Origin of the sequence: Nesterenkonia haasae (assembly GCF_010119385.1) — a bacterium.
In the GTDB taxonomy this organism is placed as follows: Bacteria; Actinomycetota; Actinomycetes; order Actinomycetales; family Micrococcaceae; genus Nesterenkonia; species Nesterenkonia haasae.
This window is the reverse complement of the sequence record NZ_VFIE01000027.1, coordinates 64,687-79,175: the sequence shown is the minus strand read 5'-3', so window position 1 is coordinate 79,175 and position 14,489 is coordinate 64,687. Positions and strand designations below refer to the sequence as shown.

General features: G+C 61.4%; 17 protein-coding genes and 1 tRNA gene. 8 read left to right on the top strand and 10 right to left on the bottom strand.

The genetic code is table 11. The annotated features are described in order from the left end of the window. Positions 1-12 precede the first annotated feature (12 nt). From FH975_RS14290 to FH975_RS14255, 8 genes are all read right to left on the bottom strand, one after another. Complete coding sequence (locus FH975_RS14290; protein ID WP_162321898.1) at positions 13-705, bottom strand: DJ-1/PfpI family protein; 693 nt, start codon at positions 703-705, stop codon at positions 13-15. Positions 706-719: 14 nt separating this feature from the next. Further along, the gene (gene asd, locus FH975_RS14285; RefSeq protein WP_162321897.1) at positions 720-1,919 is read right to left on the bottom strand and encodes an aspartate-semialdehyde dehydrogenase; all 1,200 of its coding nucleotides are present in this window, start codon (positions 1,917-1,919) and stop codon (positions 720-722) included. A gap of 60 nt (positions 1,920-1,979) precedes the next feature. After that, positions 1,980-2,522 carry a dihydrofolate reductase gene (locus tag FH975_RS14280; protein ID WP_153077985.1) on the bottom strand — a complete coding sequence of 181 codons (543 nt, stop codon included), beginning with the start codon at positions 2,520-2,522 and terminating at the stop codon, positions 1,980-1,982. Between the two features lie 41 nt (positions 2,523-2,563). Next, the gene (locus tag FH975_RS14275) at positions 2,564-3,379 is read right to left on the bottom strand and encodes a thymidylate synthase (RefSeq protein WP_153077986.1); all 816 of its coding nucleotides are present in this window, start codon (positions 3,377-3,379) and stop codon (positions 2,564-2,566) included. A gap of 1 nt (position 3,380) precedes the next feature. Beyond that, the gene (locus tag FH975_RS14270; RefSeq protein ID WP_153077987.1) at positions 3,381-3,731 is read right to left on the bottom strand and encodes a GNAT family N-acetyltransferase; all 351 of its coding nucleotides are present in this window, start codon (positions 3,729-3,731) and stop codon (positions 3,381-3,383) included. A gap of 78 nt (positions 3,732-3,809) precedes the next feature. Further along, positions 3,810-4,808, bottom strand: a complete 999-nt coding sequence (locus FH975_RS14265; RefSeq protein ID WP_162321896.1) for an NUDIX hydrolase — start codon at positions 4,806-4,808, stop codon at positions 3,810-3,812. A gap of 75 nt (positions 4,809-4,883) precedes the next feature. After that, positions 4,884-5,888: a mycothiol synthase gene (gene mshD, locus FH975_RS14260; protein ID WP_162321895.1), complete on the bottom strand. Its 1,005-nt coding sequence runs from the start codon at positions 5,886-5,888 to the stop codon at positions 4,884-4,886. A 27-nt stretch (positions 5,889-5,915) separates the two neighbouring features. Next, a complete protein-coding gene (locus FH975_RS14255) occupies positions 5,916-6,614 on the bottom strand; it encodes a response regulator transcription factor (protein ID WP_153077990.1) in 699 nt (232 codons plus the stop codon). A 173-nt stretch (positions 6,615-6,787) separates the two neighbouring features. Between FH975_RS14255 and FH975_RS14250 the strand changes: the two genes are divergently transcribed. The 3 genes from FH975_RS14250 to ygfZ are packed head-to-tail and all read left to right on the top strand — an operon-like array spanning position 6,788 to position 8,967. Beyond that, positions 6,788-7,630 (top strand): hypothetical protein, encoded by an 843-nt coding sequence (locus tag FH975_RS14250; protein WP_162321894.1) that lies wholly within the window; start codon positions 6,788-6,790, stop codon positions 7,628-7,630. 18 nt (positions 7,631-7,648) lie between these two features. Next, positions 7,649-7,771, top strand: coding sequence for a hypothetical protein (locus FH975_RS16815; protein ID WP_268896752.1), 123 nt, complete (start codon positions 7,649-7,651; stop codon positions 7,769-7,771). Next, on the top strand, positions 7,768-8,967 hold the full coding sequence (gene ygfZ, locus FH975_RS14245; RefSeq protein ID WP_456238262.1) for a CAF17-like 4Fe-4S cluster assembly/insertion protein YgfZ: 1,200 nt from the start codon (positions 7,768-7,770) through the stop codon (positions 8,965-8,967). The genes FH975_RS16815 and ygfZ overlap by 4 nt, the downstream gene beginning before the upstream one ends. A 2-nt stretch (positions 8,968-8,969) precedes the next feature. Here the strand turns inward: ygfZ and FH975_RS14240 are convergent, their stop codons facing one another. Both FH975_RS14240 and FH975_RS14235 read right to left on the bottom strand, forming a co-directional pair. Beyond that, entirely contained in the window at positions 8,970-10,001 is a 1,032-nt protein-coding gene (locus FH975_RS14240) for a 6-phosphofructokinase (protein WP_153077993.1), read from the bottom strand. Between the two features lie 93 nt (positions 10,002-10,094). After that, the gene (locus FH975_RS14235; protein ID WP_162321893.1) at positions 10,095-11,300 is read right to left on the bottom strand and encodes a pyridoxal phosphate-dependent aminotransferase; all 1,206 of its coding nucleotides are present in this window, start codon (positions 11,298-11,300) and stop codon (positions 10,095-10,097) included. 191 nt (positions 11,301-11,491) lie between these two features. Between FH975_RS14235 and FH975_RS14230 the strand changes: the two genes are divergently transcribed. The 5 genes from FH975_RS14230 to rplA all read left to right on the top strand — a co-directional run bounded on the left by FH975_RS14230 (position 11,492) and on the right by rplA (position 14,161). Then, positions 11,492-11,564, top strand: a tRNA-Trp gene (locus FH975_RS14230). Between the two features lie 144 nt (positions 11,565-11,708). Further along, entirely contained in the window at positions 11,709-11,981 is a 273-nt protein-coding gene (gene secE / locus FH975_RS16695) for a preprotein translocase subunit SecE (RefSeq protein WP_328821905.1), read from the top strand. Between the two features lie 63 nt (positions 11,982-12,044). Further along, a complete protein-coding gene (nusG, locus tag FH975_RS14220; protein ID WP_328821904.1) occupies positions 12,045-12,746 on the top strand; it encodes a transcription termination/antitermination protein NusG in 702 nt (233 codons plus the stop codon). Positions 12,747-12,921: 175 nt separating this feature from the next. Next, a complete protein-coding gene (rplK, locus tag FH975_RS14215; RefSeq protein ID WP_153077996.1) occupies positions 12,922-13,353 on the top strand; it encodes a 50S ribosomal protein L11 in 432 nt (143 codons plus the stop codon). Between the two features lie 100 nt (positions 13,354-13,453). Then, positions 13,454-14,161 (top strand): 50S ribosomal protein L1, encoded by a 708-nt coding sequence (gene rplA / locus FH975_RS14210; RefSeq protein ID WP_153077997.1) that lies wholly within the window; start codon positions 13,454-13,456, stop codon positions 14,159-14,161. The last annotated feature ends 328 nt before the right edge of the window (positions 14,162-14,489 follow it).

The following is a 14,489-nucleotide window of genomic DNA, read 5'->3' as shown; positions in this document are numbered from 1 at the left end:
CTGATCTGAAGCTTAACTCTCGGTACGTAGACGCTGCGCTGCGCGGGCGACCATAGGGGATCGATGCTCGGTCACCGAAGCGATTCGCTCCTTGACCGATTGCTGATCGGCCTCCGGTCGGAACGGCGAACCGGCGTCGAACGGCGGTGCCGGATCATACTCAATATAGAGCTGGATCTGGCGCGCCATTCTGTCGTCATACAGCTCCGCTGCCAGCGCGAGTGCGAAGTCAATGCCGCTGCTGATCCCCGCGCCGGTGATGATATGACCGTCACGCGCCACGCGCTCCCTGACCGGTACCGCCCCGAAGTCCTCCAACATGTGAAGTGAAGCCCAGTGGCTGGTTGCGCGTTTGCCGTTCAGCAGCCCCGCCGCGGCGAGAGCGAACGATCCGGTGCAGACGCTGGTGACGAATTGGGCACCTGCTGCCTGTTCCGCAATAAAACTCAGTGCTGCGTCATCCTCGAAAAGCTCGAAGGCCCCCGCGCCCCCCGGCACGAACAGCAGATCCGCCTGAGGGGCCTCAAGGAAAGTTGCTGTGGGCACAATCGAGAACCCGGAATCCGTGGGGACAGGGTTCCGGTCCCGCCAGGCGAAATGCACCTCAGCATCGGGGAACTGGGAGAAAACTTGGGCCGGGCCCGTCAAGTCCAGCTGGGTGACGTTCGGAAAGAGCAGAGCAACAATCTGCAGCGGTGCGGACATACGCGTAGTGCCCGCTACAGCTTCCCGATGGCAATCAGTAGCATCCGGCGCAGCGGCTCAGCCGCGCCCCACAGCAGCTGATCCCCGATGGTGAACGCGGAAATGTACTCCGGCCCCATCTCCAGCTTCCGGATGCGCCCCACCGGAATGGTCAGCTCACCGGTGGCAGCCACCGGCGTCAATTGTTCCATGGTCGCATCCTTCTCATTGGGCACGACTTTGGCCCAGTCGCTGCCCTCGGTGATGATCTGTTCTATCTCTGAGACAGGCAGGTTTTCGCGGAGCTTCAGGGTCAGCGCCTGCGAATGCGACCGCAGTGCGCCGATGCGCACACAGAGGGATTCAAACGGGATGCTGTCACCACGACGTTCCACACCCGGGGCGAGCGAGTCGCCACGCCCTAAGATCTTATTGGTCTCGTCCGAGCCCTTTCGCTCCTCCTTGGACATACCGTTGCCCAAGTCCGCGTCAATCCATGGGATCAGTGACCCTGCCAGCGGTACGCCGAACTGAGAAACGTCCAACTCGCCCTGCTGGGCCTCCAGGACTCTGCGGTCGATGTCCAGGATGGCGCTTGCTGGATCCGCAAGCCCATCAGCTACCACACCGTTGAGGTGACCAAACTGGTTCAGCAGTTCACGCATATGCCGTGCCCCACCTCCGGAGGCCGCCTGGTAGGTCATGGCGGTGCCCCACTCGACCAGGTCCTGCTTGAACAGGCCGCCGAGGCCCATCAGCATGCAGCTAACGGTGCAGTTGCCGCCGACGAACTCCTTCACACCCGCGGCTAGGCCTGCGTCAATCACCTCCCGATTGATCGGGTCCAACACGATGATCGATTCATCTGCCATGCGCAATGCTGAGGCGGCATCGATCCAAATACCGTCCCATCCGGCGGCGCGCAGCTTGGGATAGACCTCCTTGGTGTAGTCACCACCCTGCATCGTGACAATGATCGGAAGCTTTACCAGCGCATCGACATCATAGGCGTCCTGCAGCGTAGCGGTCTCAGCGGATGCACCCTGGAATTCCGGGGCGGGCTTGCCCACAGCAGAGGTAGAGAAGAACACAGGGTTGATATGGGCGAAGTCGCCTTCGCTCACCATGCGCTGCATCAGGACCGAGCCCACCATGCCACGCCAACCGATGAGCCCGACCGACGGGGAAGGATCGGAGACAGCAGAAAGGGCGGGGGATTGATCAGCAGAAGTCATAGTCACTAGCCTAGCGAACTGACCGCCTCGTTGTTCCCAGCCGTCATTGAGGGCGCAGGTTCAGCGGCGGCGGTAGGTTTCTATCCGGTAGTCGACACCGGAGGAGGAGGCGTTCCAGCCCTGATCTGGTTCGGAATGTACCAGTTCCCACACATCCGGGTTCAGCGTGGGGGCGAAAGTGTCTCCCTCAGAGTCAAAGTCCAGCCGGGTCACCGACGCCAGCTGGGCAATTCCGCTGTTGACTGCCTCGGCGTAGATGGCCCCGCCGCCCATGATCCACACTTCCGTAGCCGAACCAGCCCGCGTGTGAGCCAGTCGGACAGCTTCCGGCAAGGACGCTGCAGGCACCGCGCCGGCGTCTTCCAGTTCGCGGGACGTGGCGGCGTCGCCCGTGATGACAATATTGGTCCGGCCGGGAAGTGGACGGAACCGCTCCGGCAGCGAGTCCCACGTCTTCCTGCCCATCACAACGGGACAGTTCTGCGTACGGCTCCGGAAGTGCGCCAGGTCTTCCGGCACGTGCCAGGGCATCGTGCCGCCTGATCCAATGACACCTCCGCGTGCTTCAGCCCAGATCATGCCGATCTCCAAGGCTCGAGTCATCGCTGCAGTCCTTCCGTGCCGATCTTTGGTGAGTCAGCCACTCAGACGGCCACCGGTGCCTTGATGCTCGGATGCGGGTCATAGTCGAGTACTTCGAAGTCGTCGGACTCATAGGCGAAGAGCGACTCGGGCCTGCGTGACAGGCGCAGCTTCGGGTAGGGGCGAGCATCGCGGCTCAACTGCTCGCGCACTTGATCCTCATGGTTGCTGTAAATGTGGCAATCCCCACCCGTCCAGATGAACTCACCCGGCTCCAGTCCTGCCTGCTGCGCGATCATCAGCGTCAGCAGAGAGTAGCTGGCGATGTTGAATGGCACACCCAAGAACATGTCCGCGCTGCGCTGGTACAACTGGCAGGATAACCGCCCGTCGGCGACGTAGAACTGGAACAGGATATGACAGGGAGGCAGCGCCATCTCAGAAAGCTGCCCAGGGTTCCATGCCGTTACAACGTGCCGGCGAGAGTCAGGGTTGTGACGCAGCTGCTCGACAAGAGTGCCGATTTGGTCAATGCTCCCACCGCTGGGAGTCGGCCAGGACCGCCACTGCACACCGTAGATAGGACCCAAGTCACCGTTTTCATCGGCCCACTCATTCCAAATCCGCACTCCGCGCTCCTGCAACCAACGAGCATTTGAATCCCCGCGCAGGAACCACAGCAGCTCCACTGCTACGGCCTTGAAATGCACGCGTTTGGTGGTGATCAGCGGGAAAGAGTCAGCGAGGTCGAATCGGATCTGCCGGCCGAACACGCTGCGTGTGCCGGTGCCGGTGCGGTCTGACTTCTTTGCACCGTGCCGCAGCACATCTGCCAGAAGGTCTTCATAGGGAGTAGGGATCGTCGTCACACGGGCGATTCTACGCCAGCAACGCCTGGTGCCTTCGGTATTCCGGGTAGCGGCTCAGGTATTGGTCAATGTAGGTGCATTCGGAGGTGAACCGTTTGCCCTCCTCGGCAAGTCTGTCCAGCAGTAGAGTGACCAAGGCACGCGCATAACCCTGGCGGCCGAAGCGATCGTTGACGATCGTGTGCATGAGCAGCCATACGGGCTGACCTCCAATGGTCTCCTCCGCGTAGCCGACGAAGCCGATGAAGGTGCGTTTTCCATGCACTGTGTCCCACAGTTCTGCCCGGCACCGGTCATGGTCGACCACCAGCTCAGCTGTCGGGTGAATGTTCTTCTGCTCGCTCCTGCGGTGTCTTCCCATACACCAAGGGTAGTCGCCCGCTGTGAGTCATGTCACTGACAGTGCGTTGCGCGCCGGAACCGGTCGACCTGCAGCGACTCAATCTTCGTGGGGCTCGTAGACCTCAAGGGAGACGATACGTCCGCCTCTGTCTACCGCCTGCTGAGCCACCACGATGCCACCAGGTCGCAGAAACGGGTCCTCTTGGGGGAGCGCGTGTCCGAACTCTGGACTGGCCAACCACCTGCTGAGTTCACCGAGAACGATAGGCAGCACGGGCCGGTGGGTGCACACCAAGGAGGGTTGCATCCACTCCAGGGAACGGCGGATGCGAGAGGCAGCCTTGCCCGGGTTTTGTTTGGCTCGTTTCTCGGTGAGGGACTTACGGTACTTGATCCTGTGGTGGTGCTCCTTGACGTACGGAGCGATGCTCTCAGCACAACGTTTCCATGGGCTGGAGTGGATCTGCCGCGGCCGCCAGGCAGTCAGCAGCCGTTCCACAGACCTGGCTTGTCTCTTGCCCGTGGCGGCCAGTGGCCGCTCGGATTCAGCTTTGGCCCAGGAGGAGCGAGGTTTCGCTTTGGCATGACGCAGCACGACGAAAGGGACGGTGCGCAGCGAGTGCTGTCCGTGCAGCCGTTCCAACTCATTCAGCGGCTCGATGTCACCAGGGTTGGTGAGCATCTGCCGGGCCTGCTTGATGTCAGTCCAGAGGGCGTCGTCGGTCTCATCCCCATCGGGGCGGGGGCGGCCTTCCAACACTTCAGCCGCCCAGTACCAGACTTCTTTGTTCTGGACCACCGGGCCCTGCTTGGACTTCTTCGAAACCTCATATCGCGTGAGCGGCAGCGGAACCCCCAGGCGCACCTTCAGCTGGATCTCCTCCGCGACCTCACGCACTGCGCATTCCGGGAGCGTCTCGCCCGGATCAAGTTTGCCTTTGGGAAATGACCAGTCGTCATAGCGCGGGCGGTGAATCAACAGGACCTGGAGCTGGCCGCGGTGCAGCCTCCAGACGAGTGCGCCGGCTGCGAGAACGTCGGCGTCCGTTCCATCATCGGCAACGGAGGCGCTGCGCCGGCGAGGTACCTCAGTCATGTACTCCGAAGTGGTCACGAGTGAAAGATATCAGGACGGAGCTCTCCAACGTTTGTGGAGATCGAACTGTTCACCTCAGGCCGGACCAGAATCAGGCTCATCGGCAGGTCCGTACTGAGTGTCGACAGTGCTGATCCCGAACCCCAGCTTCTTGTAGAGTCCCGCAGCAGGAGCATTATCGGCGTCTACATACAGTATGATGGAGTCTACTGACTGCTCGCGCAGGTGCTCGATCCCCGCTACGGTCAGCGCGGCACCCAGTGCACGGCCCTGAGCCGCTGGGATCACACCGACCACGTACACTTCCCCGACTCGTTTTCCGTCTGGTTGCCGGTGGATCTTGGTCCAGTGAAATCCGACGAGCCGCTCCTCGGCGCCACCTGCGTCATCCCAGGCCAGGAGAAAACCCTCAGCTGAGAACCAATCCTCAGCCATCCGTGCCTGGAGGTCCTCCACGGTGAGGCGTCCCTGCTCGGGATGGTCGGCGAAGGCTTCAGCGTTGGCGGCCAGCCAGGCATCGTCATCGACCCCGGGCCGGAAGCTGCTCAGGGTCACACCATCGGCCAGCGCACGGCGAGGCAGCTCCACAGCATTGTCCAGGTGCATCTGCCACAGCTCACGCACCGGTGACCACCCGAAGTGTGCAGCCAGCGCGGGTCCGCCCGGATGTCCGCCATGGGCCCAGGCTCGGAGGGTTGCGCCGGGTTGGGAAGCCAGATCGGTCTCACTGAGGCCTGCCGCCAGTTGCTGGGCCAGCCCTCGTCGGCGGAAATCGGGATGTATCACCAATTCCAAGGTATGTGGGGCGGCGTCGTCCTGGGCCTGATCGGTGTCGCCGATGACGACGACGCCCGCTCCGACCAACCTGCCATCGCTGGAGTCGGTTGCCGGATCCCAGGCGTAGCAGATCACTACGCTGGAGGGCGCGTTGGTGGATTTGTTCAGTTCAACCCAGGTCTGATCGCCGAAAGGGGGTGTTCCGTCAACTGCTTGGGCTGCGGCGGCCAACTCGCGCAGCGCGTGGAGCTGGTCAGCCGTGGTCGTGTCCTGGCGGAGGTCGATGGTGACGTCGTTGCTCATGCTCTGAGCTTAGTGGTCCTGCTCGCCTCAGGCTGCGTCAGCGTCGTCGGTGTCAGGCGGCTCGTGCCGGTCGGTTCCCTCCGCCAGAAGCCGGTACCCGACATTACGCACGGTGCCGATCAGCGATTCATGCTCCGGACCGAGTTTGGCGCGCAGACGCCGGATGTGCACATCGACGGTGCGGGTGCCGCCGAAGTAGTCGTATCCCCAGACGTCATGGAGAAGTCGATCACGGGTGAATACCTGCCCTGGGTGAAGCGCCAGGTGTTTGAGCAGCTCGAATTCCTTATAGGTGAGGTTCAGCAGCTTGCCGTGGATCGTCGCCATGTAGGTGGTTTCATCAATCACGATCGCCCCGGCCCGAATTTCGCCGACAGGAACCTCGTCTTCAGCTTCGACGGATGCCATCCGGATCCGGGCATCAACTTCGCCCGGCGAAGCTGCCGCGAGCACAAAGTCGTCAGCCTGCCAGGCCTCATTCAGCGTGGGCAGTCCCGTCTCAGTCACGACCACGATCACTGGGGAAAGCATGGAGGACTTCACCAGCTGACACAGGGAGCGGGCGTGGGCCAGGTTGCTGCGCGCGTCTATGAGCGTGATATCCACATTCGGCGCTCGGACAATGGAAGCGGCCTCACAGGGAAAGGGGCGCACTCGGTGATTCAGCAGTTCCAGGGACGGCAACGTGTCTTCCGGGGCGTCCGAGAGTAACAGCACCTGAGCCATCGGCTGATCCTCCCTCGGCTTGTTTTGTCCATCAGTGTGACACTTAGGACCGTTTCGACGTGCGGAATTACACAGTGAAATAACTCACAGGGCCCTCTTACCGCATGGTGAAAAACACTAGTGCGAACGTAGACGAGTATAGCCATGCTTGCGGCTCTGGCAGGATGGACTACGTGAAATACCTGCCTGTCGCGCTCGCCGCACTGGTCGGCGCTGCCTCGATTGCCCTCGCATCCTGGGTTGGTGTCGCCGCCCTGCTGGTGGTGGTATGCGTACTGTGCGGCGTGGTGGCACTGGGTTGGCCGCAGCTGATGGGAGTCACGGCTCGGAAGTCACTTTCTGCGGTGATCATGGCTGCTGGCGTCGTCGCCGCGGTTGGTGCCGCAATTGTGACTCAGGTGGAGTCTCTGTTCTTCTGGTCGTCAGTCTCGCTGGCCTTCGGAGTCATGATTGTTTTCATGGTGCAAGTCATTCGTGGGTCTGGGCGGCCGCACAGGCTGGAGTCGACCCTCGGTGCGTGCACGGGAGTGGTGATCACCACCACCGCCGCCGGTTGGATAGCTGGTCTGCGATATCCAGCTGGCATGGTGGAGACCAGTGACGGCGCAGGCCTCTCCGCGCTTCGGGTGCGCGGGTTCGTTCCGTATGAGGACTGGGAGTTCTTGGGAGTATCCGGACCGGGAGGTGAGCTCTCGGTCGTGGCACTGTCTGCCTTCATCATGTGCGTCGGCACTGTTGCAGCCTGTGTCCCCGCGCGGGACGCGTTAGTCCTGCCGCTGATCGTGATTGCCTCCACGGCGACGTCTGTGGGTATTTCACTGGTGTGGGGTGAGCTGACGCTGCTCTTTGCCGGAGTTCTCGGTCTTGCCGGTGGCGTGCTGCTCGCCAGCTTCCGTCGATTCCTCTTCCTTCAAGGCGCCCCGGAGAAGATCCTTTCCCGTCTTGCGGTCGGGGCTGCACCTATAGCAGCCATGGGCGCACTGGTGTATTTCACCGAGCGACTGCTCTTTGCTTAATTCAGATAGGATGGGGCTATGAGTGACGCACAGATTCTCGCGCTGGAGGTCTTCTTCATAGGCCTACTGGTCCTGTCCGTGATCGTGATTGGCTGGATCAGTTTCATTGTGCTGTCCCGCTTGTTCAAGGGTCAGCGCTGAGACCTGACGGATCGGCTCCCGAGTCCCCACTGCTGGCCCGCCCTGGTGCGGTCGCTGCGGTGGGCCCAGACGCGGGCACAGCCGCTCATTACGGGAACCCCACGAAAGAACAGCGCGCCCTTGAGACAGGCTCCGCGCTGGTTGATATGTCCAGCCGGGCCGTGGTCACCGTTACAGGACCTGATCGACTCAGCTGGCTGACCACTCTGTCATCTCAGCAGCTAGCCGCCCTGCCTGCTGGGGAGTCCTCAGAACTGCTGCTGCTGGACATTGCCGGCCGGATCGAGCACGCACCCGCCATCGTTGATGATGGGGCGACCGCTTGGCTGATTACCGAAGCAAGCCGAGGCGAGGCGCTGGCGCAGTGGCTGGAGTCCATGAAATTTGCCCTGCGTGTGGAGATCTCTGACCGTACGGGTGACTACGCAGTGCTTGGCAGCACGAACCCGCTACCGGGAGGTGCTTCGCAGGCCCCAGCCGTCCGTTGGACGGATCCTTGGCCGAGACTGGGAGACGGAGCGGAGTCATACGCGGCGATCGACGAGGCTGACCACCCGGGCAAAGACTGGGCGTGGAACCTCACCCTGGTTGAGCGGGAGACTCTCGAGGACGTAGTGGCCTCCGTTGAGAGCCACGGCTGGCAGCTTGCCGGCGCACTGGCAGCCGAAGCGTTGCGCATCGCTGCCTGGAGGCCACGGCTGGCATACGACGTCGATGCCAAAGCGATTCCGCATGAGCTGGACCTGATTCGTACCGCCGTGCACCTCAGCAAGGGCTGCTATAAGGGGCAAGAGACAGTGGCCAGGGTCCACAATTTGGGTCACCCTCCGCGCCGGCTGGTCTTCCTCCATTTGGACGGCTCAGAACACACCCTTCCCTCGGTGGGTTCAGATGTGCTGGCGCCAAAGGACTCCTCAGATCGTGAGGCCCTGGCCCAGGAGCGCGCAGTAGGGGTAGTGACCTCTGTTGCCCGGCACCATGAGGCGGGTCCGATTGCCCTGGCCCTGGTGAAACGCAAAGTCGATCCTGATGCCCAATTGGTGGTTCGGGACAGGGAACTCCCGAACGATCCCGCTGACGACTCTGCACCGGAGCCCACTTTCTACGCCGCGGCCCAGGAAGTGATTGTCCGACCCGATGCGGGAAAGAACGTCGGGCGCCCGCAGGGTGACTTCCTCCGCGGACCCCGGCGCTAGTCTTAGCGTCCGAAGAGTATCTTCGCTTCCTCGTAGCGCTCGGAAGGTACCTCTTTGAGGCCGTCCAAAGCCTCGCTAAGATCCACCTTGACGATCTCCGTGCCGCGCAGTGCAGCCATATGTCCCCAGGCCCGCTCATGGACAAGATCGAGGGCTTTGATGCCAAACCTAGTCCCTAGGACACGGTCGTATCCGGTGGGATTTCCGCCGCGCTGAATATGCCCCAGGGTAGTGTTGCGCGACTCGATTCCGGTTCGCTCTTCGATCTGGGTCGTGATGAACTCTCCGATGCCGCCCAAGCGTGGACGGCCATCTTCCTCCTGCCCCTTACCTGCCAGGGCCTCCTCGGCGTTCTCAGGAATGAAACCCTCAGCGACAACTACCAGCGGTGAACGTCCGCGGGAGTGCACCTGCTCCACCCACTCGCACAGCTGGTCAATGGTCACCTGCTGCTCAGGGATGAGGATGGCGTGGGCGCCGGCGGCCATTCCCGAATGCAGAGCAATCCAGCCCACATGACGGCCCATCACCTCAGAGACCATGCACCGGTGGTGGGACTCACCCGTCGTGCGAAGCCTGTCCATGGCGTCAGTCGCTATGGAGATAGCGGTGTCGAAGCCGAAGGTGTAATCCGTCGCCTTCAGGTCATTGTCAATGGTCTTGGGCACCCCCACCACCGGGATACCGTCGTCGGCAAGCCGTTTGGCTCCAGCCAAGGTACCTTCACCGCCGATCGCGATCACCGCATCGACATCATGGCGTTTGAGCTGCTTGGCGATCTTCTCCGGCCCGCCCTGGGGATGGTTGTACGGGTGGGTCCTTGACGTCCCGAGGATGGTTCCACCCTCCCGCGCGATGCCACGGACATCCTGGCGTCCCAGATCGATGTAGTCAGCCTCGATCATGCCTTTCCACCCAGATTTGAACCCCACGAACTCGTCCCCGTAGGACTTGATGCCATGGAGTACTGCAGAGCGAATGACCGCGTTGAGTCCGGGGCAGTCCCCTCCGGAGGTCAAGAGTCCGATGCGCATGGATGAGTCACTTCCTTCTCGCGTGGTGCGAAACGTGATGGTCCTGACATCCTCGGCAGGTGGTTCCGCTTCAGTCTATTACCGGCGGAGGCGTTACTTGCTGCCCAACAGTTTCTCGATACGTTCTATGCCATCCACCAAGTCCTCGTCCCCGAGGGCGTAGGACAAGCGGAGGTAGCCGGAGGGCCCAAAAGCTTCACCGGGGACGACGGCGACTTTGGCCTTGTCCAGAATCACCTCGGCCAGCTCTGTGGTCGAGGTGGGGGTCGACCCACCGATCTCTCTGTTCAGCGCGCCCCTAGCGTCCACATAGGCGTAGAACGCCCCCTGCGGCACCGGTGTCTCGAAGCCAGCGACCCGGTTGAGTTTTTCAACAATCGTCTTGCGCCGCCGGTCAAAGGCCTCGCGCATCTGCTCGACCGGTTCAGTGGGACCGGTGATCGCAGCCAGGGCTGCCCGCTGGGAGACGTTTGCCACGTTGGATGTGAGGTGCGTCTGCAGCGTGGTCGCAGCCTTGATCAGGTCCGCCGGGCCGACCATCCAGCCCACGCGCCACCCGGTCATGGCGTAGGTCTTGGCCACGCCGGAGAGAATCACCACCTGATGTGCCAGCTCCGGAACAGACGCGATGGAGGTAAACGGCACATCGTCATAGGTGAGTTTTTCGTAGATCTCGTCGGTGATGACCCAGAGGCCCTGCTCGGCAGCCCACCGACCGATCTCCCGAGTCTCCTCCGGTGAATACACCGCACCGGTAGGGTTCGACGGGGACACGAACATCAGTGCTTTGGTCCGCTCGGTGACTGCCGACTCAAGCTGGTCAACGGTGACCTTGTATCCCTGCTCGGGCCCGGCGAAGACTTCTACGGTGGAGCCGCCAGCTAACTTGATGGCCTCCGGATACGTAGTCCAGTAGGGGGAAGGAACAATGACCTGATCACCTGGATCCAGGAGCGCCGCCAGACTCGCATACACGGCATGCTTGCCTCCGTTGGTGACCAGCACCTGGGAAGCCTCTGCGGCATATCCGGAGTCGCGGGTGGTCTTTTCGGCAATCGCCTCCCGAAGCTCCGGAAGTCCCGCGGCAGGGGTGTACTTGTGGTTCTTAGGGTCTTTAGCGGCGGCCACAGCTGCCTCGACAATGTGGTCCGGAGTGGGGAAATCGGGCTCACCTGCGCCAAAACCTATGACATCCTCACCGGCAGCTTTGAGCGCCTTGGCTTTGGCGTCAACTTTCATCGTGGCGGACTCTGCAATCGACCCGATACGGGCGGAGACTCGGTGGTGGGGAAGCGGCATGACAGAAGCGTCCTTTCTGGGGCGGGCACAGATGACCTAGTCGTCACAACCCTATCTGGACGCGTCGCCGTCGTATACCATCATCTGCTGGTGCAGTTGGTGTTATGCCGAGGCTCGGCGTAGACTTGGCTGCCGGTGTCTTGAACACCTCTACTGGGCATGCCCTCACACGTGTGGGAATGATGCCCAATAGGGCAGTGGCGCAATTGGTAGCGCAACGGTCTCCAAAACCGTAGGTTGCAGGTTCGAGTCCTGTCTGCCCTGCGTTGGACAGTGCTGTGATTCACGCAGTACTGCTTCACGGGGAAGGATGTGCCAGCTCCGGCTGGCATTGCCTTGAACCCAAAGCCTCTCAGGAAGCCTGTGGGGGAGCAGCCACAACGAACAGAGCAAGCAGATGGAGTCTTCGTGTCCCAGACACCAGTGACAGACACCGGGGGTCACTCCGGCGGTGAATCACGTCCGAAGAACCCATTGACACGAGCGTGGCGGTTCCTGAAGCAGGTCTTCGACGAGCTGCGTAAAGTCATCGTTCCCACACGTCGGGAACTGGTGAACTACACGGTCGTGGTCCTCGTGTTCGTGCTGATCGTGATCGGCATCGTCTCCCTGCTCGACTGGGGGTTGGACAATCTTTCATCCCTCGTGTTCGGCGGCGGCGCAGGCGCCGGCGCAAACTGAGATACGACAACCAACTGAATCCGGCTCGCGCCGGCGTACGCAACACACTTACCTAGGAGAAACGTGTCTGATCAGGAACTGACGCAGGACGACGCAGCCGAGGCTGCAGAGGCTCCCGCGGAGGAGGAGAAGACTTACGAAGAGCGCGCTGAAGAGCTCAAGAGTGAGCTTCGGCGTGGCCTGGGTGACTGGTACGTGGTGCACACCTACGCCGGTTACGAAAAGCGCGTGAAGTCCAACCTCGAGACCCGTATACAGACTCAGGACATGGAGGAGCAGATCTACGAGATCGACGTCCCCATGGAAGACGTCGTGGAGATCAAGAACACGCAGCGCAAGGTCGTCAACCGTGTGCGCATTCCCGGCTACGTCCTGGTTCGCATGGAGATCACCGATGAGTCATGGGGAGTGGTTCGTCACACCCCAGGTGTGACCGGATTCGTCGGCAATGCCCATGACCCGCAGCCCTTGAGCAGCGATGAGGTCTTCCACATGCTCGCAGAGCACCGTCTGGGTAAGCCCGGCGAGCGGAAGGTCGAAGTCCTCGATGGAGAGGGCGGTGCTGCTCCCACTCCGACATCAGACGTGAAGGTGGACTTCGAAGTCGGCGAATCGGTCACGGTCACCGATGGCCCCTTCGCCACCCTGCCGGCGACCATCTCCGAGATCAATGTCGACGCTCGTACTCTGGTGGTGCTGGTCTCGATCTTCGAACGCGAGACCCCGGTGACGCTGAACTTCAACCAGATCGAGAAGATCTACTAACCCCAGCCTCACGGCAGCAAATACCGCTGTGAGAGCCAACAACTGAAGACTTCGTCGTCGCTCTCCATGCTTTGGGAGAACGGCGGCGACCTGAGCGGCTCGGCCAGATTCGCTCACCCCTGCAGCCCTCGCTCCTGAGTCTGCAGGACGCACGGAAACTAGTAAAGGACAGATTATGGCCCCGAAGAAAAAGGTCTCCGGGCTGATCAAGCTTCAGATCCAGGCTGGTGCTGCCAACCCGGCACCACCAATCGGACCTGCGCTCGGTCAGCACGGCGTCAACATCATGGAGTTCTGCAAGGCCTATAACGCCGCGACCGAAAACCAGCGCGGCAATGTGGTGCCTGTAGAGATCACCGTCTACGAAGACCGCTCCTTCACCTTCATCACCAAGACCCCGCCCGCGGCAGAACTGATCAAGAAGGCAGCGGGTGTCAAGAAGGGCTCCGGCGTCCCACACACGGACAAGGTCGGTAAGCTCTCCAAGGCTCAGGTCGAAGAGATCGCTCAGACGAAGATGGAAGACCTCAATGCCAACGACATTGAAGCTGCTTCCAAGATCGTTGCCGGTACCGCCCGTTCCATGGGCATCACCGTCGACAGCTGATTCAGCTAAACAAGACATATAAGAAAGCCCGGACACTCCGGGAATGTGGGAAGGGCCGAGCGCGGCCCATGTACCACAACTGCTAAGGAGAACAACGCAGATGGCAAAGCGCAGCAAAGCATACAACGCAGCAGCCGAGAAAATCGGCGAAGACACTATTTACAATCCGGCTCAGGCCGTGGCTCTGGCTAAGGAGACCAACCCCTCTAAGGCAGACGCCACCGTTGAGGTTGCGATGCGGCTCTCCGTGGATCCACGCAAAGCCGACCAGATGGTTCGCGGCACCGTGAATCTTCCTCATGGAACCGGTAGGACCGCCCGTGTGGTTGTTTTCACCCAGGGTGACAATGTGGCCAAGGCCGAAGAAGCTGGCGCTGACTTCGTGGGAGGCGACGAGTTGATCGCCAAGGTGCAGGACGGATGGGTCGACTTCGACGCTGCCGTGGCTTCCCCAGACATGATGGGCAAGGTCGGACGACTGGGCAAGGTACTGGGTCCCCGTAACCTGATGCCGAACCCGAAGACCGGTACCGTGACCCCAGACGTGGCAAAAGCCGTCTCTGAGATCAAGGCAGGCAAGATCGACTTCCGCGTGGATAAGCACGCCAACCTCCACTTCGTCGTGGGCAGGACAAACTTTGAACCCAAGCAGCTGGCTGAGAACTACGCAGCAGTGCTTGAAGAGGTCCTGCGATTGAAGCCTTCGTCCTCCAAGGGCCGCTACATTCAGAAGGCCACCGTCTCGACCACCTTCGGACCTGGGATCCAGGTAGACCCGAACGTCACCAAGGTCGTCGTCGGCGAGTAGCTCACTACCCCTCGCAGGAGCCCCGTTCCCCTATGGGAGCGGGGCTCCTGGCATGTCAAGCTCGGTGTTCGGCACGGTGACTGCCAGGCTAGTCAGAACAGGCCAGGTTCACCAGCTTCAGAAGGAGTGCGGGAAACCGGGGGACGCCAGACTGGCGGGCCTCCAGGATCCCATCGAGATGCCCGCTATCAGAGCAGCGGCACCCCTGTACGTTTTGTTCGTCTGCTTGAGGACATGTATAGTCAGTCATTGACCAAAGACCGCCGGTCGCTTCAGCCGTGCGAGAATCAGTTGGCGCTGAAACTCGTGGTCACCGGGACCCCCGGAG

Coding starts and splice junctions, on each gene's coding strand:
- FH975_RS14290 (WP_162321898.1), bottom strand. CDS start 705: ATGTCCGCACCGCTGCAGATTGTTGCTCTGCTCTTTCCGAACGTCACC.
- FH975_RS14240 (WP_153077993.1), bottom strand. CDS start 10,001: ATGCGCATCGGACTCTTGACCTCCGGAGGGGACTGCCCCGGACTCAAC.
- rplK (WP_153077996.1), top strand. CDS start 12,922: ATGGCCCCGAAGAAAAAGGTCTCCGGGCTGATCAAGCTTCAGATCCAG.
- FH975_RS14280 (WP_153077985.1), bottom strand. CDS start 2,522: ATGACTCGAGCCTTGGAGATCGGCATGATCTGGGCTGAAGCACGCGGA.
- FH975_RS16815 (WP_268896752.1), top strand. CDS start 7,649: ATGAGTGACGCACAGATTCTCGCGCTGGAGGTCTTCTTCATAGGCCTA.
- rplA (WP_153077997.1), top strand. CDS start 13,454: ATGGCAAAGCGCAGCAAAGCATACAACGCAGCAGCCGAGAAAATCGGC.
- asd (WP_162321897.1), bottom strand. CDS start 1,919: ATGACTTCTGCTGATCAATCCCCCGCCCTTTCTGCTGTCTCCGATCCT.
- FH975_RS14270 (WP_153077987.1), bottom strand. CDS start 3,731: ATGGGAAGACACCGCAGGAGCGAGCAGAAGAACATTCACCCGACAGCT.
- FH975_RS14255 (WP_153077990.1), bottom strand. CDS start 6,614: ATGGCTCAGGTGCTGTTACTCTCGGACGCCCCGGAAGACACGTTGCCG.
- mshD (WP_162321895.1), bottom strand. CDS start 5,888: ATGAGCAACGACGTCACCATCGACCTCCGCCAGGACACGACCACGGCT.
- FH975_RS14265 (WP_162321896.1), bottom strand. CDS start 4,808: ATGACTGAGGTACCTCGCCGGCGCAGCGCCTCCGTTGCCGATGATGGA.
- FH975_RS14235 (WP_162321893.1), bottom strand. CDS start 11,300: ATGCCGCTTCCCCACCACCGAGTCTCCGCCCGTATCGGGTCGATTGCA.